The organism is Bradyrhizobium sp. 35, assembly GCF_023073215.1.
Lineage (GTDB): Bacteria > Pseudomonadota > Alphaproteobacteria > Rhizobiales > Xanthobacteraceae > Bradyrhizobium > Bradyrhizobium canariense_D.
Window position 1 is genome coordinate 220554 of sequence record NZ_JADPJC010000113.1, and the last position, 26286, is coordinate 246839.

Sequence of the window (26286 nt, forward strand, 5' to 3'; positions counted from 1 at the left end):
GAGGCCACGGATGGTCCAATATGGCCACAAGTCCTTACCTTACAAGGACTTTTGCAATAAAACTATGGCTGGATTAGGTTGGCTACAGTCCACCAGTTGTGGTTCACACGGGAGAGGTCCAAGGTTCGATCCCTTGTGCGCCCACCATTCACCTTCCTGAACCATAATTTGCTGCGGAAGATAACCGACGCTCGGCGGCTGTCTTCACCCGTCCAAATCAAAAACAGCGAAAACAACCCCATGCACAGTAGCCGACCTCAGTCGGATCAATGAGTTACGGGATTGCGACTTTTCCGAAATAGAATTTGACTCGTCGGGCAAAACACCGGCATGATGGCATCATCGCGGGGACCTGAAGCGCGATCGCATCAAGCTTCACGCAACCCGCGCCGGTCGCCAGGCTGCGTACAAACCGACCAGGGTGCTGATAATAACCAGCGCTGCGGCCAGCAGCAGCTGCAATTCTCCATCGTCCGTGGTGCCTACGGACGACACAAGTCTGGTCACCACGACGAACAGAATGCCCACGGAGGCTGCTGCACCCACGCCGAGATAGGCGAGCTCGCGCGTCAGCTTGCGGCCGAGGAGTCCGAGTGCCGTGAAATACATCGCGCAGGCGTTAGGATGAACGAACAGCGCAATGCGCGCGTAAGGACCGTAGGCGTCGAGGAGGGACTCACACCGGTTCAGTGCCGCCTTTGAGGCAACTCGCTGCAACAGCGGTCTGAAAAAACGAGCCTGTCCGTAACTCAGGACGGCGCCCAGGATGATGGCCAGCCATGCCACGATGAAAACGGAGACGTCCGCGGGCTTCGGATTGAGCGCCACGGACATCAAGATGAGAGCGGTTCCGGGGAAATAGCCAAAATACGGGAAGACCGCCTCCAGCAGCACGCAGACGAATATGAAAGCCGGAAACCACGCCGAACCGGTCGCATCCTGGACGATGGCGTTCAGGTCGAAGAGGTTTGTCCTGTACAGGACGAGGTACATGCACATGGCCAACCCGGCCAGCGCGTAAAACGGCAATGCTCCCGATAGAAACCGCCTCATCCAGCTATCGCGCCTTGTTGCGCGGACACAGCGGAAACCATCGATAAACGCCCCCTACCCAATCGACAAAATCTCGATCTCCTGCGCACCGGACCCCACGACATCCCCGACCGCCTTCCCCATCAACGACTTCGCCACCGGTGCCACGAATGAGATCGTGCCGGCCTTGGGATCGGCTTCGTCCTCGCCGACGATGCGATAGGTTTGCACGCGGCCATCGGCGCGGCTGAAGGTCACCGTGCTGCCGAAGGCGACGACATCGGTCGAGGCCGGGGCGGGAATGACCTGCGCCGTGCGCAGCCGTTCGGTGAGATAGCGGGCGTCACGCAAGGGCACCGCCGACTGCCGGCGCTTTTCGTTGACGTCCTCGATGGCTTGCGCGGCTTCATAGGCCTCGCGCGCGTCCTGAAGCTGCTTTTGCAATGCCTGCAAGCCTGCTTCCGTCACGAGGTTTGGATGCGGCGAGATCGGCCGATCCGGCAACAGCGTCTCGGCGGCGGTTTCCGCGCTCTCTTCCTTGGTAAAGGCAACGCTCAAGTCGAAAATCCTGTCGAACTGTTCGGGCTCACGGCCCGCGCCTTCGCGCCGCAAGCAATCGCGGCGGGCAGAAGCTGGCGATCATCCCGGATCATATCTCAAGTACGACGAAACGGCGCAGCTTGAAAACGATGTCCGGCATGGCCTGCCGGAACCGCGTGGCATCCCGGAACGTGGTCGAGAACGGCGCGAAGGTGATCATCGCGTTCCAGTGCCTGTAGCCGTAGACCGTGACGGAGGCGCCGGTCGCCGGAAAATTCTCGAGCTTGCGCAACTCACCCAGGACGAGATCGGCGATCGCTTCAGCAGGCAGCAACTGCTTGCCATCAGGTGTCGTGGCGATCTTCGCTGGCGGCTCGACTGGCTTCGCGGGGGCCAGCGCCGCATCGGGCGCGTTCTCGGAATTTGTTTCGGGCTTGCCCTCGAGGTTGGCCGGCGGCGTATCGGCGGCGGGCGGCTCGACCAGCTCAAATCCGTTCGTCGGCGCGGTCGGCGGCGGAACCTCGATGAGCGGCGGCGGCGCAATGCTTTCTGCGGCGCGCCTGTTGCCTCCCAGGATGCTGCTGATCATGGCCACGAGGCCAGCATCCTTCACGTCGTCACTCATTACTCCCCCCAGGCTTCGACCTACTCTAGCACCGCTCGCGCGGACCGCCACTGGGGATGTATGGCCGGATTCCGTCCGGCCAAGATCCTATTTCACGTGATGGCATTGGCGGGGCGATGCCCGATCACGCCGCGCTGCCGTGCGATCCGTCACTGCTTATCGAACGGAATGTATTGTTGGTATTGCTTCGGCACCGAGCTGCGGTAGCGCGCGGGCACCGTGCCGCTGTCGACCGAGTGATCGATCTCCTGCTGCCGCGTCATCTTCTTCTTCGCCGGCTTCTTCGACGCACTCTTCTTGGAGTCGGTCGGCTGGCTGGAGGTGTCGTTGGTTGCGCCCGGCGCTGCCGGCGTCGCTGCCGGCGCGGCGGTTGTCGCCGCAGGCGCCGCGGTTCCGGCGGCGGCTGGTGCGCCCTGCGCCAACGCGAGCGGTGTCTGCATGAGAAGCGCCAGCGCTGCTGTCGCAGCCAGCAAGTATGATTTCTGCATTAGAACCTCCAAAATACCTGATCCGAATAAGGCAAGCGTATTTCTGCGGGATCGACGCGTGCAAGTCCGTTCACGATGGGCTCGAACCCCATGGTGAACTGTGGCCGAGATCACATTGCCGGCAGCAGGCTGCGTCATGATGCGCCTTGTCGCGAACGCAAAGCATTCTGGCGACACCAATACAGGCATGACTGCGCAACAGACGAGCCAGGCTCGCTGACATTCCCACCCACTCGCTCTCGAAGGAGACTGACATGCGTCGCACGATCCTCACTCTCGCATCGCTCGCGGCCCTGCTCGCCGTAGCATCCCCGGCAGCCCAGGCACATCCTGCGAACGATCGATATTGCATCCAGGGCCGCTCGTGGGGCTATCCCGGCAATTGCCAGTTCGCCAGCTATCAGCAGTGCCTCGCTACCGCCTCCGGCACGTCGTCCTATTGCGGCATCAACCCGCGCTACGCGTTCTCGCAGCAGCGCGACTACTGACGAATTGGCGGCGTGCGCGTATGACGCGCGCGCCGCCACAATTTTTGCGTGAAGACGACCCGCTTCGCCGACGTGCCGGCGAATTGAAACTGTGCGAAGCCGCTTGCGTCCGTCGATGACGAGAATGTTATCCGTCATCAGCACCGAGAAATTCACGATGCGCAGCCGTGGCTTGCGGGCCAAAGGCGCACCTTCCGAAAATTTCGATACCGGGCAATTGTGATCCATCTCGCTCGTGGCAGGCGTGATCGCGCCTAGGCTGCAAACTCCAGCGCGAGAAACCTTAGCCCGATCTTTCCATTCGACTTTTCAGGAAGGTGTTTCAATGAGCAGCCGCCACGCAATTGTTCCGCGCGGTCTGAACGCAACGCGTTCGCCGCTTTCGCAAGGCCGCTTCGGCCGCATGTTCCGCAAGCTCGCACCGGCCAAATTCGGCCCGAACGATTCCAACACGATCGCAAACCTGTCGGCGCTCGCCGACAAGATGGTCGCCGGCTTCGACGGGCCGAAGGACGGACCGGACGCGGAAGAGAGCGGCATTCCCTCGCTCTACACTTATTTCGGCCAGTTCATCGACCACGACATCACCTTCGATCCGGTCAGCTCGCTGACCAAGCAGCAGGACCCCGACGGTCTCGTCGATTTCCGCACGCCGTCGCTCGACATGGACAATGTCTACGGCCGCGGTCCGAACGACCAGCCCTACATGTATGACGGCATCAAGTTCCGCCTCGGCGAAAAGGTCACCGGCGCGGGCGTGCCCGATGCGGTCGATTTGCCGCGCTTCAAGGGCCGCGCGCTGATCGGCGACCCCGCAACGACGAGAACAGCATCGTCTCGCAATTCCAGGCCTTGATGCTGCGCTTTCACAACCGCATGGTCGACGACAATGACAGCCTGTCGTTCGAAGACGTGCAGCAGCGCGTTCGATTCCACTATCAGTATGTGGTGCTGAACGACTTCCTGCCGCGCATCGTCCACGCCAGCGTGCTGGACCAGCTGAAGACCGCGGGTCACTACGATCGCAGCAAGCTCGCTTACTACCATTGGAAGACCTATCCGTTCATGCCGGTCGAGTTCTCGGTCGCGGCCTACCGGCTCGGGCACTCCATGATCCGCCCTGGATACCGGCTGAACGACGCGGCCAACATGCTGCTGCAGATCTTCCCCGATCCCAACAATCCCGACCACAACGCACTGACCGGCTTCCGCGCCATGGGACCGGGACGCGCCATGGACTGGGGCCGCTTCATCGATCTCGACACGCGCCCCTACGGGGTCGAGGACGTCGACACCAATCCCGACAACAAGAGGCGGCTGCAGTTTGCCTATCGCATCGATGCCTCGCTGGTGGACCCGCTGCGCAAGCTGCCGCCGGAAGTCGCGTCCAATCCGGCGTCGCTGGCGCTGCGCAATCTCGAGCGCAGCTGGCGGCTCGGACTGCCGTCGGGCCAGGCCGTCGCCAGGGCGATGAACCTGACGCCGCTGAGCGACGACGAGATCATCATCGGCAAGGCCGTCGACGAGCCCGGGACGGGCGATCCGCAAGTCAAGATCGCGAGCATCGCGAACGGCGCGTTCGCCGGCAACTGTCCGCTGTGGGCTTACATCCTGGCCGAGGCGCGGCAAAACATGACCGACGTGCCAATCTCCGCGACTGGTGGGCCCGCCACGGTCAAGACACCGCAGCTCGGACCGGTGGGCGGTCGCATCGTCGCCGAAGTCTTCCTCGGCATGATGTTCGGAGATAATTCCTCCGTGCTGTCGCTCGACCCGCAATGGACGCCGGTGACCGGCTCCAGCTTCGCGCTGAAGGACCTCGTCGCCTACGCGCTCGGCCAGGGCGATCCGCTGCATTGAGGGGATGACGGTCGATGATGCAAGGCCGCTCGTCGTGCGAGCGGCCTTGTGACCCACTCGCCTCGACGCGCGGGCGGATGGATCCTGGCAGGCGTGCTTCCCTAACGCAAATCCGTCCGCTTCCTGTTGACTCGCATCGCGAATGGAGAAATCCTTCAACAACGCAATTGCCATTGCCGATCTCAGCAGTACGAACTTCGGCGCCCTCGGTTTTATCGGCGCCATCTGACCAGATTTATTCTGAACAGAAACGGAGGGGCCGATGCGCGCGCTCGCCTTGAGAACCGTCTCTCTTCTCGCCCTCGCTACCTTAGGCTCGATTTCCGGCACGCCCGCCGCACGCGCGGAAGACGGGGCCGATGAGCAATTTGGCAAGGTGCACTTCCAGACTTCCTGCAACGAGGTGGCGCAGCGCCGCTTTGATCGCGGGATGCGTTATCAGCACTCGTTCTGGTACCGGCCCGCAAAGGAAATTTTCGAGGAGACGCTGCAGGCCGATCCGGAATGCGCGATCGCCTATTGGGGCATTGCGCTGAGCCTGCTGTACAATCCGCATTTTGCCGCGCCGAAGGAAAACCTCACCGGAGGGCTCGCCGCGCTGCAGAAGGCGAAGGCACTCGGCGCCAAGAGCGAACGCGAACGCGACTATATCGATGCGCTGCTGGCCTTCTATTCGGGCGACGAAAAGACGACGTTTGGACAGCGTGCGCAGGCCTATCTCAGGGCAACCGAAGCCGTCGCCGCGCGCTATCCCGATGATGACGAGGCGCAGATCGCCTACGCCATTACGCTGAACGTCACGGCGTCACCAAACGACAAGTCCTATGCCAACCAGCTCAAGGGCGCCGCTATCCTGGAGCCGATCTTCAAGCGCCAGCCGCGGCATCCCGGCGTCGCACATTACCTGATCCATCTCTATGACTATCCGGCGATCGCAGAGCAAGGACTCGACGCTGCTAAGCGTTATTCCGAGATCGCGCCGGCGGCACCGCACGCCTTGCATATGCCGTCGCACATCTTCACGCGCGTCGGCTACTGGAACGAATCCATCGACGCCAATAGCCGTTCCGCGAAGGCTGCCAAGGAGGGCAAAGACCCCAGCGAGCAGCTGCATGCCGACGATTATATGGTCTACGCGCTGCTCCAGCTTGCGCAGGACAGCCGAGCCAGCGAGGTCATCGCGGACATGATTGCGACCACTGGCTATGTGCCGGCTGTCCGCGCCGGTCCCTACGCGATAGCAGCCAGCCAAGCGCGCTATATGGTCGAGCGCGGTGATTGGCAGGGCGCCGCCGCGCTGAAGGTCGAGCCGAGCCGGTTTGCCTATGTCGATGCGATCACCTATTTCGCCCGCGCCCTTGGCGCCGCGCGCTCCGGCAATGCAGACGCGGCAACGGCGGACATCGCCAAGCTGGCGGAGTTGCGGGACAAGCTGCAGCAGGACAAGGACGCCTATTGGGCCGAAATCGTGGACATTCAGCGGCAGGTCGCTACAGCCTGGCAGCTCAACGCCCTGGGGAAGCAGGCGGATGCGTTGGAAGCGATGCGCCTTGCCGCCGATGCCGAAGACAAGACCGAAAAATCCATCGTGACGCCGGGTCCACTTGCCCCCGCACGCGAGCTTTACGGGACCATGCTGCTCGAACGCGGCATGGCGACGGAGGCATTGGTCGCGTTCGAAAGCACCATGCGCAAGGAGCCGAACCGATTTGGCGCGACGATCGGCGCCGCTCACGCGGCCGAGAAAGCGGGGGATCCTGTGAAGGCCCGCCAGTACTACGCGAAAGTCGTCGAAACCGCGAGAAATGGCGACTCATCGCGAGAGGACCTCGCGGCCGCACGAAAGTTGATGGCTCAGAATTAGCAAAGATGTCGCGGCAACTTCCATGCGCCTGACAAGCAAGCTCGTTGCAACCAGCGCAGCCATTGCACTGTTCTGCTCAGCCACAGCGCTCTGGATATTGCGATCCGGTGAACCGGCACGCGCAACAGCGACCTCCGGCGAGGTTCGCCCAGTGTGGACGGAAATCGACTGGCCTTTCGGTGCGGATCCCTGGGGGAAAGGAAAAGCGTTCCGCTGCAAGGCCGCGGATTGCGGCGGCGAAGTCCAGCTCTACGTTCGCGCCAAGCTCGGCTTTTGCAATTGCGCCACCGGCATTGCCGATGACGGCGACCTCGAGCAGATGGGCGACCTGGCGCTGATTGGGAAGGCAACGCCGACGGCCGCCGGCCGAGAGATCCTTGTCGGTCCAATGCGCGGCCGCAGCCGGGCATATCGCGTCGAGGGGAACGCCAAGGCCGCGCTCTCACTCGCCTTCAATCAACGCTGCGACATGGTGGCCGCGACGGCTTTGCTCGCACCGGGCGCCACCGCGTCGCTCGAGCCGGCGGTGCTGGCGTTCCTCAATAGCGACCGCATGCTGAAATGGGCCGAGATCGCGCTTGGGCTATGACTCAAGGGAATAGCTGAATTAAAGGCGACAATTCGGCACACGCCTTAACGCGCCATCCCGAGGCCGACCTCCTCCAGCCGCGTGGCGAACCAGCGCGACAGCGGCTGATCGAGGACGCCGCTGACATAGACTTCCGAGATCGTCACGTTGTCCTTGTCCAGCACCAGCAGCACGCCGATCCAAAAGGCGAACCAGACATGCGCATCGGTCAACGCCATCAGCTTGTGCTGGTCGTGGTCGAGCGCGGTGTGATTGCTGGCCTTGCGGATCTCCATGGTGAGCAAATTGTTCGGGATCTCGCGCTGATGCACCACGACGTCAGGGTAGATCGACTTGCCCAGATGATCGTCGGTCGAGATGATGGTGCCGTGCGGCAGATGCAGCGTACGCTCGCCTAGCCGGTCGTAGTTGCAATCGACCGACCAGCCGCAGAACTGCTTCTCCAGATGCACGGCGAAGCGGTGCGTGATGGCACGCTCGCCGATGTCCTTCTCGAACAGGAATGTTTCGTGTGCGTAGAAGTCCCGGAGTGCCGCGATCACCTTGTTCAGCTCGGTCTGCATCTTGCCCCCGGCCCTCGGCGCTCCTGATGCGGTGCCCTACATCTGGACTTCGATCAGCCGCGGTCCGGGCTCGGCGACGGCCTCGGCCAGCGCCTTGTTGAACTCGTCCGCGTTGGTGACGGCGCGGCCGGGCACGCCCATGCCCTTGGCCAGTGCCACGAAATCCAGCGTCGGCCGGTCGAGCCGCAGCATGTCGTTGGCGCGCTGTCCGGGCTCGCCGGCGCCGACATTGTCGAACTCGCCGCGCAGGATCTGGTAGATGCGGTTGGCGAACACGATGGTGACGATGTTGAGGTTTTCTCTCGCCTGCGTCCACAGCGACTGGATCGTGTACATCGCGCTGCCGTCGCCGACCATGCAGATCACCTTGCGGTCCGGGCAGGCGATCGCGGCACCGATCGAGAGCGGCGTCGAGAAGCCGATCGAGCCGCCCATGTTCTGGAGCCAGTCGTGCGGAGCAGCCGCCGCTGTCGGCGGGAAGAAGGCGCGGCCGGTGGTGAGGGATTCGTCGACCAGGATCGCGTTCTCCGGAATCGCATAGGCGATCGATTGCGCGATCGAGGCGTGGGTCAGTGCGCCGGTCGGCTTGAGCAGCTCAGCCGCGGCCTGCGGCTTGACGTCCTTCGCGCTGGCCTTCACCGCGCCGGCGAGCGCTTCCAGTGCAGCGACCGAATTCTCCCCCCAGGAGGTCATGCGATGCACCTCGCAGCCCTCGGGCTTGAGGATGCTCGGCTTGTTCGGATAGGCAAAGAACGCCACGGGATCGTCGGACTCGACCAGCACGATATGGCGGAACCTGGCCAGCATCTGCAGCGCGTTGTCGATCACGTAATGGATGCGGTCGATCGAGAAGCGGCCGCGGCCGCGCGCCATCCTGGGACGGAAGGTCGGGCCCATCACGGTGCAACCGGTCTTGGCGGCGATGCGCTCGGCCAGCGCCAGGCCCTGCTCGCTCAGCGCACTGCCGGTCATCAGCAGCAGCGTGCCCTCGCCGTCGCCGTGCAGGATCTTTGCGGCCTGCTCGACCGCCTGCGGCGAATAGCTCGCGCGCTGCTGCTCGGCCGGAACCTCGGCGATGCCGTCCGCTTCGTTCCAGGCGGTGTCGGCGGGCAGGATCAGGGTCGCGATCTGCGGCGGCGCGCTCTTGGCGGCGGCGATCGCCGCGGCACCGTCGGCGGCGACCGATTTGGAGTCCGGCGAAGTGCGGACCCAGGACGACATCGGCCGGGCCAGGCCCTCGATGTCGGAGGTCAGCGGCGCGTTGTAGTCGATGTGGTAGACGGCGTGCTGGCCGACGATGTTGACGATGCCGGAATTCGCCTTCTTGGCGTTGTGCAGATTGGCAAGGCCGTTGGCAAGACCGGGGCCGAGATGCAGCAGCGTCGAGGCCGGCGTGCCCTTCATGCGGAAATAGCCGTCGGCGGCGCCGGTCACCACGCCTTCGAACAGGCCGAGCACGCAACGCATGCCGGGCACGCGGTCGAGCGCTGCGACAAAATGCATCTCGGAGGTGCCGGGGTTGGAGAAGCAGACGTCGACCCCGCCCTTGACCATCGTCCGCACCAGACTTTCCGCACCGTTCATCCGTCAGCTCCCGCAACCGGCAATGTTCCAACAATCCATCCGATCAATCATTGTTCGCTCGTCTCGTCAAAGCAATAGCCGGCGTCGCCGCCCTGCCCCGCGCGGCGATGCGCTGGTTTGGCTAATACTTTCCGGCAAATTGGCGCGGTTGCCGGTTTGGTAACGCCAACCGTTAAGGATGCCCCGTCTCACGAGGCCGTGGCTTGCGGAAAGCCCGCAAATATGGCCTGTAACTTCAGTTGAATCGATTTTTTGCTGGGGGAACAATGATCCGGTATTTTGCCGCGCCGATTGCCGCCATCGCACTGCTGTCGGCGACCGCCGGCGGCGCCTTCGCCGAGGAGTTCGACTCGCGCGACATCATGGGCGGCGGCCCGAATTTCTTCCGCGGCGGCTCGAGCCCAGTTCCCCGCACCACCGTCATGTATAACGGCAACTACGCCCCGGGCACGATCGTGGTGAACACCTCGGAGCGCCGGCTCTATCTGGTGCTCCAGAACGGCCAGGCCCTGCGCTACGGCATCGGTGTCGGCCGCGACGGCTTCCGCTGGGGCGGCGTGCACCGGATCACCGCCAAGAAGGAATGGCCGGACTGGACGCCGCCGTCACAGATGCTGGCGCGCCGGCCGGACCTGCCGCGTCACATGAAGGGCGGCGTCGAAAATCCGCTCGGTGCGCGCGCGATGTATCTGGGCTCGACACTCTATCGCATCCACGGCTCCAACGAGCCGGAGACGATCGGCCAGGCGGTGTCCTCGGGCTGCTTCCGCATGACCAATGACGACGTCACCGACCTCTACGGCCGCGTCGGGGTCGGCACCACGGTGGTCGTGCTGAACAACTAGCAAGAATCGGCGGCGCGTGGATATGCGGCCTTGTGCGTCGGTTCCGAATACGGCAGCGTCGCCTGGCAATGAGCGCATTGGCCCCGTCTCCGTCCGGCTTTCGCATCGTGCTGCTGGCGCTCGCCACCGTCGCGTTCGCGCCTGACACCGCTACCATCGCCGTCGCGGGCGAATTGCCCGCGATCGCTTCGCGCCAGCGCGCCGAGAAGAAGAGCTTTACCGACGGCGAGATCGTCGACGGCTTTCTGAAGACGGCGTTCGGCGCCGAATACCACCTTGCCGGCCGTGTCGATCGCATCCGCAAGTTCGACGGACCGGTGCGCGTGTTCGCCGAGAGCGATCGCGCCGACCGCAAGGCGCAGCTCGCGAAAGTCGTAGCCGACATCGGCAAGCGCGTGCAGCATCTCGACATCGCCATGATCGACTCCAGCGAAGCGGCGAATGTGCGCGTGAAGCTCGTGCGCGACCGCGATCTGTTCCGCACCATCTCGAGCTTCTACGGTGCGGAGAAGGCCCGCGAGATCCGCACCTCGCTCGATCCGCAATGCCTGTCCGGCTTCCGCAAGAACGACAATTTCGAGATCGAGCATTCCGACGTCATCCTCACCGTCGACAACGGCGATTTCACCTTCCTCGACTGCGCCTATGAGGAGCTGCTGCAATCGCTCGGCCCGATCAACGACACCGCCAGCGTGCCCTGGACCATGTTCAACGACAACGTCTCGATGGGCTATTTCGACGTCTATGACCAGTACATCCTCAACCTGCTCTACGATCCCCGCATCAAGGCCGGCATGACCGTGGCTGAGGTCAAGGCGGCGCTGCCCGACGTGCTCACCGATGTACGCATTTGGGTAAGGCGCGTGAACGATCTGAAGGAGTGAGATCGCAAGGGGAGAAGGAAAGCACCGTGGCGCGGCTTTACGCCTTCTTCGCCTTCGACATCAAAAATTGCTGGCGCATCACGTTGTTGCTTCCGTCGTAATATTCGGAGATCAGCGCCTCGAACTCGCTGCGAAAACTCCGCAGCCTGTCCGGCTCGTCCTTGTACTGGGCGACGAGCTTGATCAAAGGCCCGATCGTCGTTTCCATGGTGCGGCGGAAATGCTGCGGGCTGAGTGCGGACGGCGTCATGATGTCCATCTCGAAGGTGATATCCTTCGCTTTCCCTGCGAGACGTTCGGCGACGATCTTCGGATCGCCCCACGACACCGGTGAGGCCACGCCCTCGGGCGGCGGCAGATGGCGGCCGATCAGCGCGAACATCCGGCCGACATAGAGATGCGGCGGCCAGGTGGAGAAGGCGATGGTGCCGCCGGGCTTCAGCACGCGCAGCATCTCGCCGATGGCGACCTTGGGACGCGGCGCGAACATGTGGCCGAACTGGCTGAGCACCACGTCGAACTCGTTGTCGCCATAGGGCAGGCTTTCGGCGTCGCCTTCGGCGAAGTCGACATCGAGATTCGCCAGCTGCGCGTGCTCGCGGGCGCGCTCGAGCAGGACCGGCGACAGGTCGAGACCCCTGACCTTCGCACCGCGGCGCGCCGCCGTGATCGCGGCAACGCCGGTGCCGCATCCGACGTCGAGCAGCATTTGGCCGGTCGCGACCCCGGCGAAGCTCACGAGCTTGGCGGCCGAGGGCGTGGTGAACACTTCCATCGGCGTGAACAGCGACCAGGCTTCCTTCTGGACTGCCTTGAAACCAGCAAACGGGTCTTGGTCGGCCATGGAACTCTCCCTTCGCTCAATGTCAGTTTTTCATGAGGCTGACGACGGATGCCAAAGGTTCAACGCAAGCCCATGACGGCGACGGCTTCGCCTCCCTGGCGGTCCTATTGCACGAGATCGGCAACGATGGTCGCGGCCTTGAGGCCGGTGCCGGTGAGGACCGCGACCGTGGTCTCGGTCGCCTTGATGCTACCGGTGACGGATAGTTTCTCCAGCGCGGCGGCAGCACTTGCGCTGGTCGGCTCGGCGAACAGGCCCTGCCGCGCAAGACGCCGCAGCGCGGCGACGATCTCGTCCTCGGTCAGCGCGACAGTGCCGCCACCGCTCTCGCGCAACGCGCCGATGATCTCGCGCAGGCGCAGCGGATGCTTGATCGCGGTGCCTTCGGCGATGGTCTTGTTCACCTCGCGCGCGACAGGGGTGTCGACGCCGGCCTTGAAGCTTGCATCGATCGGCGAGCAGTTGAGCGGCTGCGCCGCGAACAGGCGCGGCAGCCTGGTGATCTGGCCGGCTTTCAACAGCTCACGGAAACCAAGGGCGCAACCCAAAAGGCTGCTGCCGGCGCCGACGGGCACGATGACGTTGTCGGGGACGCGGAAGCCGAGGTCCTCCCATATCTCATAGGCAAGCGACTTGGTGCCTTCGAGGAAGAACGGTTGCCAATTGTGGCTGGCATAGAAGGTCTGGCTCGACTGCCGGATTGCCTCGGCCTCCGATTCCTCGCGCGGGCCCTCGACCAGCTGCACCGCCGCGCCATAGGCGCGGACCTGCGCGATCTTGGCCGGCGATGTCGAGGCCGGCGCGAGAATCTTCACGCGCATGCCGCCGGCGGCGCCGAGACCCGCCATCGACGAGCCGCCATTGCCGGACGAGTCCTCCAGAATGGCGTCGACGCCGATCTGCCGAAGGAAGGACAGCATCACGGCGGAGCCCCGGTCCTTGAAACTGCCGGTCGGGTTGAACCATTCGAGCTTGAAGAACGGGCGCAGCTCGCCCCAGGCCTGCTGCACCAGTGGCGTGCAGCCTTCGCCGAGCGTGATCGGAGTCTTGATCTCGACCGGCAGCGCCGCCCGGTAGCGCCAGAGCGAACGCGTGCGCGGCTCGATCTCCTCCCGCGACATCCCTGCCCCGGGCGTCACCAGCAGCGGCGTGCGCTCGTCCGAGCACCAGCGCGGCTGGTCCAGCGGATAGAGCTTACCGTTGCGGGGGTCGATGTAGGCGGGGGCGGGCATGGCGGTCTCCAAGGAAGGCGATGCGGCAAAGGCGATCTGTACGTTTTGGTTTGATGACACGTTTTGTCCGGAAACTCGACGCCCGGCACGCCAACCGTGTGGCGCCTCTTGAAAACGTGAAAACCATAATTACTTCATCATCTTACTGCGGTGGCGGAGAGCTCCGCCAGTGCGGTAGCGTGGGACTCGGGCAAGCGCTGCCGGGTCGCGGGACGACAGGAATTTGGCCGCGAACCGCCCCGCCCCCGCGCAGCACGATTAACTTGTCTGTCGCGACTGCCCGCTACAATATGTTGGATTGAGCTCGCGCCGCCGGTGTTCCGCATCGGCAGCGCGACGAGCCAAGGCCCGTCCGAGCGGCGGGCCGTTGGCTTTTTAGGAGTTTGGTCATGAGCCGCGCGAACCGTACCGACCACATCCGCCTCACCTCCCATCCGGAGCCGGGCAGGACAGCCGCCTTCCCGATCCACTGGGGCGCCGCCGACGCACGCACCCGCGGTCCGATCATCGGCACGGTGTCGCGCGCGGGAGATCGCAACGTGATCGGCAGCCATGGCGGCTCCTATGCGATGTACCGCGCGCTCGCGGTGTCCGCCGGCGCGCTCGATCCGATTCGTAGGCCCGACCTCACCAACACGTTTCCCGCGGCGACCATCGGGCCGTTCCCGCAATGGAGCGATCCCGCCAAGATCGTCGCGCTCGATCCCTGGGGGCATCTCGTCGCCGAGAATTTCGGCAAGGACATCGCCGAGGGCATCGACATCAGGCCGAGCATCGCGGTGACGCGCGCGCGGCTGGACCTGCCGGAGATCCGCGAGGCGCTCGCCGCCAAGCGCCTGCGCGCCGACGGCGACGTCGTGCACGCCAATGGCAGCGTGTCGGTGGTGAAGATCGCGATTGATCCGGTCTGGTATCTGCCAGGCCTTGCGGAGCGCTTTGCGACCAACGAGACCGAGCTGCGGCGCACGCTGTTCGAGCAGACCGCCGGCATGTTCCCTGAGCTCGTGACCCGGCCGGACATGAAGGTGTTTCTGCCGCCGATCGGCGGCACCACCGTCTACATGTTCGGCGACGTCACCAAGCTGCCGGACCATCGCACCAAGATCACCTGCCGCGTGCATGACGAGTGCAACGGCTCCGACGTGTTCGGCTCCGATATCTGCACCTGCCGGCCCTACCTCATTCACGGCATCGAGGAATCCGCGCGCGGCGCGCAGGAGGGCGGACTCGGGCTCGTGATCTACAACCGCAAGGAAGGCCGCGCGCTCGGCGAGGTCACGAAGTTCCTGGTCTACAATGCGCGCAAGCGCCAGGAGGACGGCGATGCGGCCGCCGCCTATTTCGAGCGCACCGAATGCGTCGCCGGCGTCCAGGACGCGCGCTTCCAGCAATTGATGCCCGACACCATCCACTGGCTGGGCCTGAAGCGCATCGACCGCTTCCTCTCGATGAGCGACATGAAGCATGACGCTTTGACCTCGCAGGGCATCGACATCGTCGAGCGCGTGCCGATCCCGCCCGAGCTCATTCCCGCCGACGCCTATGTCGAGATCGCCGCGAAGAAGGCCGCCGGCTATTACTCCACCGACATTGCGCCGGAGAAGGACGTCGACGGCGTGGTCGGGCGTTCGCTGGAAAAATACTGATCGATTGATGGCAGACGCTTTGGAATTGCAGGCCCGTTCGCTGCTTAGCGCAGCAGCGGTTCGCGCGCGTGCCGGCGAGATGTTTGGGATCGGTCTGAACGGCGGGCTGACGCATTTCACCATCGATCTCGATCGCATGGATGGCGTTGCCGACGCCGTTCTCGCCGTGACGCGCGAGGCCTATCCGACGCTGGAGATTCCGTTCCATGCGCGCTGGCGGCATTTCGTGCTTGATGGCGTCGACCGTTGGGCGCGGCTCGCGGACGCGACGTCATGGCCCGACCGCGCGGCACGGGCGCGCGCGGAGTTCGACCTTGCCATCGTCAGCGTGCTGCTCGACGCCGGCGCGGGTGCCGCGTGGCGATACCGCGACGCGGTGACGGGACAGAGCATCGGCCGATCCGAGGGACTCGCGATTGCGAGCCTCGACATGTTCGCAAGCGGCCTTTTTTCCCACGATCCCCGCGCGCCCTTCAGGACCGATGCCGACGTGCTCGCGCGACTGCCACTCGCCGCGCTCACTTCGGCCTTTCAGGTGAGCGATGCCAATCCGCTGCTCGGGGTCGAGGGGCGGACCGATCTGCTGCGCCGCTTGGGCAAGCTGGTGGCGGAGCGGGCGGACGTGTTCGGCGCGCACGACACCCCGCGGCCGGGCGGGCTGTTCGATCACATCGCGGCGCAGGCGAAGGGCGGCGCGGTTCCCGCGCCCGCGATTCTCTCGGCGGTGCTGAATCAGCTCGGACCGATCTGGCCGTCGCGGCTGGAGCTTGCCGGGATTCCGCTCGGCGATTGCTGGCGCCACCCGGCGATCAAGGCCGATGACGCTACCGCGGGCCTTGTGCCCCTGCACAAGCTGTCGCAATGGCTGAGCTATTCGTTGATCGAGCCGCTGCAGCGCGCCGGATTCGACGTCACCGACATCGACGGCCTGACCGGGCTTGCCGAATATCGCAATGGCGGGCTGTTCGTCGATCACGAGGTGCTGCGCCTGCGCGACGCCGCCGATGCCGAGCGCGCGCATGCGGTGGATTCCCTGCTCGTCGTCGAGTGGCGCGCGCTGACCGTGGCGCTGCTGGACCGGCTCGCCGAACTGGTCCGCGCCAAACTCGGGCGCACTCCTGAGACATTGCCGCTCGCCAGCATTCTCGAAGGCGGCACCTGGGCCGCGGGCCGCGCCATCGCCTTCGCGCGCCGGCCCGATGGTTCGCCGCCGCTCAAGGTGATCAGCGACGGTACGGTGTTCTAGTCTCTCGTTCGAGTTCGCGGAAACAGATCCTTCATCCGGCGCTTCGCGCCACCTTCTCCCACAAGGGGAGAAGGAAGAAAGGCATCCGATCATGCAAGGCGTCACGATCGTCGATCATCCGTTGGTGCAGCACAAGCTGACCCTGGTGCGGGACAAATCGATCTCGACCAAATCGTTTCGGGAGCTGATCAAGGAGATCGGCATGCTGCTGTGCTACGAGGTGACGCGCGACCTGCCGCTCGCCGATACCGTTATCGAAACGCCGCTGGCGACGATGCATTCGGCCAAGATCGCGGGCAAGAAGCTGGTGTTCGTGCCGATGCTGCGCGCCGGCACCACTTTCGTCGACGGCATGATGGATTTGGTGCCGACCGCGCGCGTCGCCCATATTGGCCTCTACCGCGAGCCGCACAGCTTTGCCGCGGTCGAGTACTTCTTCAAATCGCCGTCCGATCTCAGCGAGCGCCTGGCGATCGTGGTGACGCCCGTGGTTGCGACCGCCAACACGGCTGTGGCCGCAATCGACCGGCTGAAGGAGCGCGGCGCCAAGGATATTCGCCTCGCCTGCCTGATCGCCGCCCCCGAAGGGCTCGAACGGCTGCGCGGACTGCATCCTGACGTGCCGATCTGGACGGCCGCAGTCGATGAAGGTCTCGACGAGAACGGCTTTATCCTGCCGGGCCTCGGCGACGCCGGCGACCGCGCCTACGGGACGAGATAGGCGCCGGCTTGCAAACCGCGTCACGTTAGGAACAGGTTCGCTCGCGCAAGGTTTTCCTGCTCTACGATGGAGAGCACGATGACCTATCAGGATGACCGCAGGGCAGACAGAGCACGCCGCAACAGCCCGGTGGGCTGGGCGATCGGCGCGATCTTCGTGATCGCCGTGGTCGCTGCCGTCTTCTTCTACAATGGACGCGACGTCGGCCCGCAGACCACGACCTCCAATCCGAACAACGCGCCGAGCGTCACCACCGGATCGAATCCACCTGCTGCGCCCGCGAAGTGATGCGCTGAGGGCGGGCCGTCACACCTTGCCGCTGCCGCAGATCCCCTTCAGCGCCTGCCACTCCGCATCCGTGAGCAGCGGCGGGCCGCTGGCGGGGCGGTCTTCTTTCGTCATGCGCGCGAGGCGGTCCTCGGTCAGCGGATGGCTCGCCAGGATCGACGTGAGGCCGCCGCCTTCCTTGCCGGTGATGCGGAACATCAATTCGGCTGCAGGCTTAGGCGAACGGCCGAGCTTGTGCATGATCTCGATGGCAAACGTATCCGCAGCGGTCTCGGCCTCGCGCGAATAGGAAGCCTCAACCACGCTGCGCGAGGCGAAGATCACGGCGCTCGAGCCAGTGACGTCGCCGAACAACAGGCCGATCAGGAACGAGGTGCCGCCGTTGTAGATCAGGCCGCGCATGTTGTCGTAATGCTTGAGATGACCGAGCTCGTGGGCGAGGATGCCGGCGATCTCGTCGGCATTTTCGGCCTTGTCGAGCAGGCCCTTCAGCACGAACACCTTGCCGCCCGGCAGCGCGAACGCGTTCGGCACCGGGGTCGGCAGCACGCCCGCGGTCATGGAATCGTCGTCGAGGCCGGCGGCATCGCGCAGCCGATTGACGAGCTTGACGAAGGCGGCTTTCCCCGCCCCATCCTGGCACTCGCTGCGCCCGAAGATCGTCTTCACCTGAACCTCCGCCGCATCTCCAATGCGCCGCTCGATCGGTTTCGGCACCAGCGGCGCGAGGCGGTCGGCAGCGAGCGGCACGCCGAACAGCACGACGCAGACAATGGAGACGGCGGCAGCCATCGACCAGCCGACGATTTTTGCGACCCCGCGGCGCGAGGTCTGGTGCTCGTCGAGCCGCATGCAGCGCGCGGTCACGTCTGACGCGAGCAGAGCGTCGCGGATTTCCAGCCGGGCCAGCGGCGGAGCGGAAGCGCAGGCGAGCCGCAAGATGCCGGGCGGGCTATCGGCGCAGCGGATGTCGGCATAGGCCCAGCGAACGGGCGTCGCACCCTCTTCGAGGATCTCGAGCGCGTCACCGAGCGTCAGCGCCACCTGCCGCCTGCGGCTCGACACGCCGTCGAAGAAGATCGTCGGCTTTGCGGATTGCGCCGGGACCTCTGTGGACAACTCACTCACAGCTCAGAATCCCGCGACATCGAGTCCATCGGCAAAGCCTTCGCCGAGCGCGCTGGCGAGCTCGGCGCTGCCGCGCACATCCGCCGCGGCTCCGATGTTGTGCACCTCGACAGTTTCCAGCACCTTGGCCCAGAGATCGCGCTGGAGATAGACCCGCATGACGATGTTGAGGGCGAGAGCGAGTGCGAAGTAGCCGATCACCATCATCACCAGCGTCGGGATGCTCTTGGCGGCATTGCCCCGCACCAACGCCTGCTCGACCGAAAGACCGCTCAGCTTGACGACGAGCATGGTCGCTCCGCCGATATAGGCGGCGAAGATGGCCGAGAGCAGCATCCACCAGCCGATCACTTTCCAGTACAACGCGTAGAATGCGTTGTGCGGCAATTGCGAGGACACGCTGACGTCGCCGATGCGGATACCGTCGAGCCACCAGCGCCACTCGCGCGCCTTGAACTCGGCATAGAAGAACGGCGCGAGCGGGAAGATCACCATCGCGATCGGGCTCAGCAGCCACAGCCACCAGCCGCGCTTGAAGAATGTCCAGCCGTCGCCTTCGAAATCGCCGCGTAAATCGCCGTAATGGGTGTGCCGCATCTTGTAGCGTTCGAGCGAGGCCTCGCGCCACGGCAATGCGAGCCCGAGCGTCAGGAACACGAGCAAGCCCCACAGCATGGCGCGGAACGAATAGGCCCAGCCCGATCCGTCCATCCAGAACCGCACGCCGCGCCAGACCGTGCGCGTCAGGCGATAGCGCCGCGCGCGAAAGATCGCAAACTGACCAAAGGCGTAGAAGCTGATGAACAGCGGCGTCGAGGCAAAGCCCTGCCAGCGTTCGAACTCGATACCGACAAGGAAGTAAGCGAGGTAGATCGGCACCAGGATCGCGAGCGCGAACAGGAAGCCGACCAGCAGCTCCTTGGCCCGCCCGGTATATTCGGCGGCGTCGCCATCAACCGCGGTGTTCGCCCACAGATGACGGCGGATGTCGGTGACGAGCCAGAACCGGTAGAAGCCGAAGGTGACGAGCTCGAGCAGGGCACCCTTGGTGACCAATTTGCGAAACTCGGTACGGTTGCCGGTGAAATCGACCCGCGTGGGCGGCAGCGGCGGGGGTAAGGGTTCGGAGCCGATGGGGGCCCATTGCATGTCGTTCACGGCGGCAACCTCGGGGTGCGGACCTGGTTCGATCAAACTTATAGATCAGAGATTAGTCGATCCCCAAGATGGGCGGGTTCGATTTAGCTCGATTCCGGTCGATTTCTGGCACGATTCCACGGCCGAGGGCGTGCGCGAGATCACGTTGTTGGATCAATGGCCTCGTAGTCCGGATGGAGCGCAGTGCAATCCGGGACAGCGGCAGTGGCGGACCGAATCCCGGATTTCGCTCCGCTCCATCCGGGCTACATCACACCCATGTGGCAAAACTCGCCCTTGCTCCGGCGCAGACAACCGGCTGTAATTGCAAATCAAATACCGCAGCGCAGAATTCAACGAGAACGCGCGGTTGATGTCAGGGAGAGCGGTCATGCATGGGACCATCGAAAACGCGGCGAAGCTCGACGCGTTACGCGCACGCGCTACGTCACTGCCGCTGGAGCAGTTCGATCCGGGCGACCCAGAGCTGTTCAGGACCGATACGTTCTGGCCCTATTTCGATCGCCTGCGCCGCGAAGATCCCGTGCACTATTGCAAGGACTCGATGTTCGGGCCGTATTGGTCGGTGACGCGCTACAACGACATCATGGAGATCGAGACCAATCATTCGGTATTCTCCTCGGCCTCCTCGCTCGGCGGCATCACCATCCGCGACATCGATCCGGAACTGCGCCGCGAGAGCTTCATCTCGATGGACCCGCCGCGCCATGCGGCGCAGCGCAAGACCGTGGCGCCGATGTTCACGCCGACGCATCTGGACAATCTCGCGCTCAGCATCCGCCAGCGCTCGGCCGAGTGCCTGGACAATCTGCCCCGCGGCGAGGTGTTCGACTGGGTCGACCATGTCTCGATCGAGCTCACCACGCAGATGCTCGCGGTGCTGTTCGACTTTCCCTGGGAGGATCGCCGCAAGCTGACGCGCTGGTCGGACATCGCGACCACCATTCCCGGCCCCGACGGCCTCGTCGCCACCGAAGACGAGCGTCAGGCCGAGCTGACGGAATGCGCGGGCTATTTCACGCGACTGTGGAAGGAACGCATCGAACAGCCGCCGAAGAGCGACCTGTTGTCGATGATGGCGCATGGCGCCGCGACGCGCGACATGGACGCGAAGAACTTCCTCGGCAATCTCATCCTTCTGATCGTCGGCGGCAACGACACCACCCGCAACACCATGTCGGGCTCGCTCCACGCGCTGAGCCAGCACCCGGAGCAATATCGCAAGCTGCGCGAAAACCCAGCGCTTCTCGACAGCTTCGTGCCGGAAGTGATCCGCTGGCAGACGCCGCTGGCCCATATGCGGCGCACAGCGCTTGCGGACTTCGAGTTCCGCGGCAAGCAGATCAAGAAAGGTGACAAGGTCGTGATGTGGTACGTCTCGGGCAACCGCGACGCCGATGCGATCGAAAAGCCTTACGAATTCATCATTGACCGCGCGCGGCCGCGCACGCATCTCTCGTTCGGCTTCGGCATCCACCGCTGCGTCGGCTTGCGGCTTGCCGAACTCCAGCTCAAGATTATCTGGGAAGAGATCCTCAAGCGATTCGACCATATCGAGGTGGTCGGCGAACCCAAGCGGGTCTATTCGAGTTTCGTGAAGGGTCTTGAAACCTTGCCGGTGAAGATCGCGGCTTAGATTCGCAAAGATGAGTTCGACACGTCCACAAGGAAGCTGTGCCCCCTCTCCCGCACGCGGGAGAGGTCAAGCAAGCAACTGGAGCAAACCACCATGAACATCCAAGCGCCGGTTCAAGTGGACAAGGCCGAACGCATGCGCAGGGCGCGCGAGGAGGCCTATGCGACGCCGCTGGCGCAATTCCACCCGGGCGCGCCCAGGCTGTTCCAGGACGACACCCTGTGGCCGTGGTTCGAGCGGCTGCGCAAGGAAGAGCCGGTGCATTACTGCACCAATGCGCCGATCGAGCCGTATTGGTCGGTGGTGAAGTACAACGACATCATGCATGTCGACACCAATCACGGCCTGTTCTCCTCGGATTCAACGCTCGGCGGCATCGGGATCCGCGACGTGCCGGAAGGCTATGACTGGCCGAGCTTCATCGCCATGGACCAGCCGCGTCATTCGTCGCAGCGCAAGACGGTGTCGCCGATGTTCACGCCGACGCATCTGGACGAACTGGCAAAACTGATCCGCCAGCGCTCGCAGACCGTGCTCGACAATCTGCCGCGCAACGAGACCTTCAATTTCGTCGAGCGCGTCTCGATCGAGCTGACGACGCAGATGCTAGCCACCCTGTTCGACTTCCCCTGGGAAGAACGGCGCAAGCTGACGCGCTGGTCCGATGTCGCGACCGCGCTGCCCAAGAGCGGCATCGTGGCCTCGGCCGAAGAGCGCCGCCGCGAGATGGACGAATGCTACGCCTACATGTCCAAGCTCTGGAACGAGCGCGTCAACTCCGCGCCGCGCAACGACCTGCTGTCGCTGATGGCGCACAACGACGCCACGCGCTTCATGGACCCCGATAATCTCATGGGCAACATCATCCTGCTCATCGTCGGCGGCAACGACACCACGCGCAACACCATGACCGGCTCGGTGCTGGCATTGAACGAGAATCCGGAGCAGTACGACAGGCTGCGCGCCAACCCGGAACTGATCGATTCCATGGTGCCCGAAGTGATCCGCTGGCAGACCCCGCTCGCGCATATGCGGCGCACCGCGCTGCAGGACACTGAAGTTGGCGGCAAGCACATCAAGAAGGGCGACCGCGTCGTGATGTGGTACGTCTCCGGCAATCGCGACGAGGAGATGTTCGAAAAGCCGAACGAGTTCATCATCGACCGCCCGCGGCCGCGGACCCATCTCTCCTTCGGCTTCGGCATCCACCGCTGCGTCGGCATGCGCCTCGCCGAACTCCAGCTCAAGATCGTCTGGGAAGAGATGCTGAAGCGCTTCGACCGCATCGAGGTAGTCGGCGAGCCCAAGCGGATCTATTCGAGCTTCATCAAGGGGTACGAGTCGCTGCCGGTGAGGATTCCGGGGTAGAGTGCTCGCTATACGGCAGGTGTTTCTCAACCTCAGCTGTCATGCTCCGCGACCCGGCTACGCCAAGGCTTCGCCGGGCTGAGGTCCAGGGGCGCCGAAGCTTTAGCGTAGGCGGCAAGCGGGGCATCCAGTATGCCGCGGCTTCTCGGCTCAAGCACTGCGGGCTCTGGAATACTGGATTTGCCCACCTTCGCGGGCAATGACACGCGGGGGTGGATTGAGAGCGGGCGACTCCACCCCAGCTATAAAATTCCGGCATGACAGCTCGCGCAACATGCGATGGGTCGCATACGGCCTTCTGTCCTAAACCGCACCGCCACATCTAACTCAACTTGATGTCCCACACGCCGTCCTTGCGGCAGGCGGCGACTTCCTCGCGCAGGAGGGCGGTGACGGCAAGCGAGGCCGTCGAGACCGGACGGTCGATCGGAGAGGCGAATATGAGTTCGCGCGTCATCGGCTTCGAGACGACAGCCGTTTCCAGCCGCCCGTCCGCGACCTCGCCGTGGACCGACGAGGGCGGCAGCAGCGCGAAGCCGAGGCCTTCCTCGACGAGGCTCGTGAGCACGCGGAACGAATCCGCCTCGAGCTGGACGTTGAGCTTGATCTTGCGCTGGGCCGCCGCATGCTCGATCAGCGCACGGAGACCGTGGGAATGACTGGGCAGCACCAGCCGTTGCCGCAGCAGCCAGCCGACATCGACGCTCTTCTTGCGCGCGAGGCCACAACCGCGCGGACCAACCGCGACGATGTTGTCGCGCCCCAAGCTCTCCACGTTGAGATGCAGATCGGCGGAGCGGCCGTAGAGGATGGCGAGATCCATCTCGCCGCGATGCAGCCATTCGACGAGATGGCCGCTGTAGCTCTCGACGATGCGCAGCGAAATGCCGGGAAATTTTTCGACGCAGCGCCGCGCGAAGCGCGCCGACAGCACGCAGCTCACGGTCGGGACCAGGCCGAGCACGACCTGGCCCGATGGCGGCCCCTTGGACGACTGGATGTCGTCGCGGATCTGGTCGATCTGCCGCACGATACCGGAGGTGCGCGCCAGCAAGAGGCGGCCGGCATCCGTGAGCACCATGCCGCGGCCGTTGCGGGTGAACAATTCCGTGCGCAGCTCGTGTTCCAGGAGCTTGATCTGCCTGGAGAGCGCCGGCTGCGCCACGCGCAACGTATCGGACGCCTTGGAGAGGCTGCCGAGCTCCGCCACGCAACTGAAGGTCCTGAGCTGACGGAAATCCATGCTTGCCAATCCTGGAAGGCTACTCCATACGCTATAGCAAATGAGCATAGGGGGCTGGCAGTGTTTTCACAACGCCAGAGGATCGGCCGGCGTTATCTTAACTGCCGCACATACGGGAAACCCCATGAGTGAAGAACACCACACCGAAGATCACGCCGACATCCGCGAAGCCGTCGCAAAGCTCTGCGCGCAGTTTCCCGGCGAATACTGGCGCAAGCTCGACCGTGAGATGGCCTACCCGAAGGCCTTCGTCGACGCGCTGACCGAGGCCGGCTATCTCTCGGTGCTGATCCCCGAGGAATATGGCGGCGCGGGCTTGAAGCTTTCAGCGGCCGCGGCGATCCTCGAAGAGATCCAGCGCGCGGGCTGCAACGGCGGCGGCTGCCACGCCCAGATGTACACGATGGGCACCGTGCTGCGGCACGGCAATGACGAGCAGAAGGCAAAATATCTGCCGAAGGTCGCGAGCGGCGAATTACGGCTGCAGGCCTTCGGCGTCACCGAGCCGACCAGCGGCACCGACACCACTTCGCTGAAGACCTTCGCGCGCAAGGACGGCAACGCCGGCTACGTCGTCAACGGCCAGAAGATCTGGACCAGCCGCGCCGAACATTCCGACCTGATGCTCCTGCTGGCGCGCACCACGCCGAAGGACCAGGTCAAGAAGCGCACGGATGGACTTTCGGTGTTCATCGTCGACATGCGCGAGGCCAAGAACAAGGGCCTCGAGATCCGCCCGATCCGCACCATGATGAACCATGCCACCACCGAAGTGTTCTTTACCGACATGAAGGTGCCGGCGGAAAATCTGATCGGCGAAGAGGGCAAGGGCTTTCGCTACATCCTCTCCGGCATGAATGCCGAGCGCATTTTGATTGCTGCCGAATGCGTCGGCGACGCCAAATGGTTCATCGCCAAGGCCACCAGCTACGCCAAGGAGCGCAGCGTTTTCGGCCGGCCGATCGGCCAGAACCAAGGCATCCAGTTCCCGATCGCCAAGGCCTACGCCGCGATGCGCGCGGCCGAACTGATGGTGAAGGAAGCGACGCGCAAATACGAGGCCGGGCTCGACTGCGGCGCGGAGGCCAACATGGCCAAGATGCTCGCGGCCGATGCGTCGTGGGAAGCGGCGAATGCCTGCGTCCAGACCCATGGCGGCTTCGGCTTCGCCGAGGAGTACGACGTCGAGCGCAAATTCCGTGAGACGCGGCTCTATCAGGTCGCGCCGATCTCGACCAACCTCGTGCTGTCCTTCATCGCCGAGCACGTCCTCGGCATGCCCCGCTCGTACTGAGGCAGCCATCATGGGAGCACTTGACGGGATCAGGGTGATTGCGGTCGAGCAGGCGGTGGCGGCACCGTTCTGCTCGTCGCGGCTGGCGGATGCCGGCGCGGAAGTCATCAAGATCGAGCGGCCCGAGGGCGATTTTGCCCGCGGCTATGACGCGGCGGCCAAGGGCCAGAGCAGCTACTTCGTGTGGCTCAACCGCGGCAAGCAATCGGCGGTGGTCGATCTCGCCACCAGGGAAGGCTGCGCCGAACTGGAGCGACTGATCGCGAGCGCCGACGTGCTGATCCAGAATCTCAAGCCCGGCTCGATGGACAAGCTCGGCTTTTCGCGGGAGCGGCTCTTGAAGGATTATCCCAGGCTGATTTCATGCACGATCACCGGCTATGGCGACGACGGCCCCTATGCGCACCGCAAGGCCTATGATCTCCTGATCCAGGCCGAGAGCGGCCTTGCCTCGATCACCGGCAATCCCGACGGCGCCTCGCGCGTCGGCATGTCCATCGTCGACGTCGCGACCGGTGCCACCGCGCATGCGGCGATCCTGGAGGCGCTGATCGGGCGCGGACGCACCGGCAAGGGCGCCGACATCCGCATCTCTATGTTCGACGTGATGGCGGACTGGTGCACCGTGCCGCTGCTCAATTCCGAAGCCGGTAATCCGCCCAAGCGCATGGGGCTGCGCCATCCCTCGATCGCGCCCTATGGCGTGTTCACGTCTAGCGACGGCAAGGACATCCTGATTTCGATCCAAAGCGAGCGCGAGTGGAAGACGCTTTGCGCAAAAGTGCTGGACCAGCCCGATCTGCCCGCCGATCCGCGCGTGGCCAACATGGTCGAGCGCGTGCGCAACCGCGACTTCACCGACAAGACGGTCGCGGATGCCTTCGGCAAGATGACGCGCGATGAGCTATTGAAGCGGCTGTCCGAGGCCGACATCGCCTTTGCCGAGGTCAACACCATGGCGGACCTCACCAAGCATCCGCATCTGCGCCGCATCGAGGTGGACACGCCGCAGGGACGCGTCAGCTATCCCGCGCCGGCGCCGATCATTGTCGGCGAGACGCGCAGCTATGGTGCTGTACCGGCGATCGGCGAAAATCCCCAATCCAAGAAATAACAAGAG

At 64.1% G+C, this 26286-nt stretch carries 24 protein-coding genes and 1 pseudogene; 14 read left to right on the plus strand and 11 right to left on the minus strand.

Translation table 11 applies throughout. The features are described 5' to 3' along the window. Window positions 1–375: 375 nt before the first annotated feature. From IVB36_RS24250 to IVB36_RS24265, 4 genes are all read right to left on the minus strand, one after another. The gene (locus IVB36_RS24250) at window positions 376–1053 is read right to left on the minus strand and encodes a hypothetical protein (protein WP_247393246.1); all 678 of its coding nucleotides are present in this window, start codon (window positions 1051–1053) and stop codon (window positions 376–378) included. 54 nt (window positions 1054–1107) lie between these two features. Next, window positions 1108–1590, minus strand: a complete 483-nt coding sequence (gene greA, locus IVB36_RS24255; RefSeq protein ID WP_026232577.1) for a transcription elongation factor GreA — start codon at window positions 1588–1590, stop codon at window positions 1108–1110. Between the two features lie 91 nt (window positions 1591–1681). Beyond that, on the minus strand, window positions 1682–2197 hold the full coding sequence (locus IVB36_RS24260) for a hypothetical protein (RefSeq protein WP_018453702.1): 516 nt from the start codon (window positions 2195–2197) through the stop codon (window positions 1682–1684). Between the two features lie 149 nt (window positions 2198–2346). Next, window positions 2347–2685, minus strand: coding sequence for a hypothetical protein (locus IVB36_RS24265; protein WP_018453701.1), 339 nt, complete (start codon window positions 2683–2685; stop codon window positions 2347–2349). Between the two features lie 254 nt (window positions 2686–2939). Between IVB36_RS24265 and IVB36_RS24270 the strand changes: the two genes are divergently transcribed. The 4 genes and pseudogenes from IVB36_RS24270 (at window position 2940) to IVB36_RS24290 (ending at window position 7486) form a co-directional block, all read left to right on the plus strand. Further along, window positions 2940–3173, plus strand: a complete 234-nt coding sequence (locus IVB36_RS24270; RefSeq protein WP_007596464.1) for a DUF3551 domain-containing protein — start codon at window positions 2940–2942, stop codon at window positions 3171–3173. Between the two features lie 325 nt (window positions 3174–3498). After that, window positions 3499–5033 (plus strand): annotated as a pseudogene (locus IVB36_RS24280) (heme peroxidase family protein). 262 nt (window positions 5034–5295) lie between these two features. Beyond that, window positions 5296–6897 (plus strand): hypothetical protein, encoded by a 1602-nt coding sequence (locus IVB36_RS24285; RefSeq protein WP_018453700.1) that lies wholly within the window; start codon window positions 5296–5298, stop codon window positions 6895–6897. A gap of 151 nt (window positions 6898–7048) precedes the next feature. Further along, window positions 7049–7486, plus strand: coding sequence for a hypothetical protein (locus IVB36_RS24290; RefSeq protein ID WP_247361033.1), 438 nt, complete (start codon window positions 7049–7051; stop codon window positions 7484–7486). Between the two features lie 44 nt (window positions 7487–7530). On the opposite strand, the gene IVB36_RS24295 is transcribed toward IVB36_RS24290, so the two are convergent. Both IVB36_RS24295 and IVB36_RS24300 read right to left on the minus strand, forming a co-directional pair. Next, on the minus strand, window positions 7531–8049 hold the full coding sequence (locus IVB36_RS24295) for a hypothetical protein (protein ID WP_018453698.1): 519 nt from the start codon (window positions 8047–8049) through the stop codon (window positions 7531–7533). A 36-nt stretch (window positions 8050–8085) separates the two neighbouring features. Further along, window positions 8086–9633, minus strand: a complete 1548-nt coding sequence (locus IVB36_RS24300; RefSeq protein ID WP_085349553.1) for an acetolactate synthase large subunit — start codon at window positions 9631–9633, stop codon at window positions 8086–8088. 266 nt (window positions 9634–9899) lie between these two features. On the opposite strand from IVB36_RS24300, the gene IVB36_RS24305 reads away from it, so the two are divergent. Continuing rightward, a complete protein-coding gene (locus IVB36_RS24305) occupies window positions 9900–10478 on the plus strand; it encodes a L,D-transpeptidase (protein WP_007596474.1) in 579 nt (192 codons plus the stop codon). 68 nt (window positions 10479–10546) lie between these two features. Next, window positions 10547–11362: a DUF2927 domain-containing protein gene (locus IVB36_RS24310; protein ID WP_018453696.1), complete on the plus strand. Its 816-nt coding sequence runs from the start codon at window positions 10547–10549 to the stop codon at window positions 11360–11362. Between the two features lie 37 nt (window positions 11363–11399). On the opposite strand, the gene IVB36_RS24315 is transcribed toward IVB36_RS24310, so the two are convergent. Next, window positions 11400–12206, minus strand: a complete 807-nt coding sequence (locus IVB36_RS24315) for a class I SAM-dependent methyltransferase (protein WP_018453695.1) — start codon at window positions 12204–12206, stop codon at window positions 11400–11402. A 104-nt stretch (window positions 12207–12310) separates the two neighbouring features. Beyond that, window positions 12311–13438: a threonine synthase gene (locus tag IVB36_RS24320; protein ID WP_026232576.1), complete on the minus strand. Its 1128-nt coding sequence runs from the start codon at window positions 13436–13438 to the stop codon at window positions 12311–12313. A 389-nt stretch (window positions 13439–13827) separates the two neighbouring features. Between IVB36_RS24320 and IVB36_RS24325 the strand changes: the two genes are divergently transcribed. The 4 genes from IVB36_RS24325 to IVB36_RS24340 all read left to right on the plus strand — a co-directional run bounded on the left by IVB36_RS24325 (window position 13828) and on the right by IVB36_RS24340 (window position 17339). Next, entirely contained in the window at window positions 13828–15084 is a 1257-nt protein-coding gene (locus tag IVB36_RS24325; protein ID WP_018453693.1) for a GTP cyclohydrolase II, read from the plus strand. 7 nt (window positions 15085–15091) lie between these two features. After that, entirely contained in the window at window positions 15092–16330 is a 1239-nt protein-coding gene (locus tag IVB36_RS24330; RefSeq protein ID WP_247296112.1) for a URC4/urg3 family protein, read from the plus strand. Between the two features lie 91 nt (window positions 16331–16421). Continuing rightward, window positions 16422–17051: a uracil phosphoribosyltransferase gene (gene upp, locus IVB36_RS24335; RefSeq protein ID WP_007614501.1), complete on the plus strand. Its 630-nt coding sequence runs from the start codon at window positions 16422–16424 to the stop codon at window positions 17049–17051. A 78-nt stretch (window positions 17052–17129) separates the two neighbouring features. Next, entirely contained in the window at window positions 17130–17339 is a 210-nt protein-coding gene (locus tag IVB36_RS24340) for a hypothetical protein (RefSeq protein ID WP_026232575.1), read from the plus strand. A gap of 18 nt (window positions 17340–17357) precedes the next feature. Here IVB36_RS24340 and IVB36_RS24345 read toward each other — a convergent pair whose 3' ends face one another. Continuing rightward, complete coding sequence (locus IVB36_RS24345) at window positions 17358–18467, minus strand: M48 family metallopeptidase (protein WP_247369661.1); 1110 nt, start codon at window positions 18465–18467, stop codon at window positions 17358–17360. A gap of 3 nt (window positions 18468–18470) precedes the next feature. Beyond that, window positions 18471–19625 carry a YjgN family protein gene (locus tag IVB36_RS24350; protein WP_039798822.1) on the minus strand — a complete coding sequence of 385 codons (1155 nt, stop codon included), beginning with the start codon at window positions 19623–19625 and terminating at the stop codon, window positions 18471–18473. A gap of 370 nt (window positions 19626–19995) precedes the next feature. On the opposite strand from IVB36_RS24350, the gene IVB36_RS24355 reads away from it, so the two are divergent. Further along, window positions 19996–21261, plus strand: a complete 1266-nt coding sequence (locus IVB36_RS24355) for a cytochrome P450 (protein WP_018453688.1) — start codon at window positions 19996–19998, stop codon at window positions 21259–21261. 93 nt (window positions 21262–21354) lie between these two features. Then, entirely contained in the window at window positions 21355–22629 is a 1275-nt protein-coding gene (locus IVB36_RS24360) for a cytochrome P450 (protein WP_018453687.1), read from the plus strand. A gap of 322 nt (window positions 22630–22951) precedes the next feature. Here the strand turns inward: IVB36_RS24360 and IVB36_RS24365 are convergent, their stop codons facing one another. After that, on the minus strand, window positions 22952–23872 hold the full coding sequence (locus IVB36_RS24365; RefSeq protein WP_085349559.1) for a LysR substrate-binding domain-containing protein: 921 nt from the start codon (window positions 23870–23872) through the stop codon (window positions 22952–22954). Window positions 23873–23996: 124 nt separating this feature from the next. Here IVB36_RS24365 and IVB36_RS24370 point away from each other — a divergent pair, with 124 nt between their 5' ends. After that, the gene (locus IVB36_RS24370; RefSeq protein WP_018453685.1) at window positions 23997–25166 is read left to right on the plus strand and encodes an acyl-CoA dehydrogenase family protein; all 1170 of its coding nucleotides are present in this window, start codon (window positions 23997–23999) and stop codon (window positions 25164–25166) included. A gap of 10 nt (window positions 25167–25176) precedes the next feature. Continuing rightward, entirely contained in the window at window positions 25177–26280 is a 1104-nt protein-coding gene (locus IVB36_RS24375) for a CaiB/BaiF CoA-transferase family protein (RefSeq protein WP_026232572.1), read from the plus strand. Window positions 26281–26286: the final 6 nt, after the last annotated feature.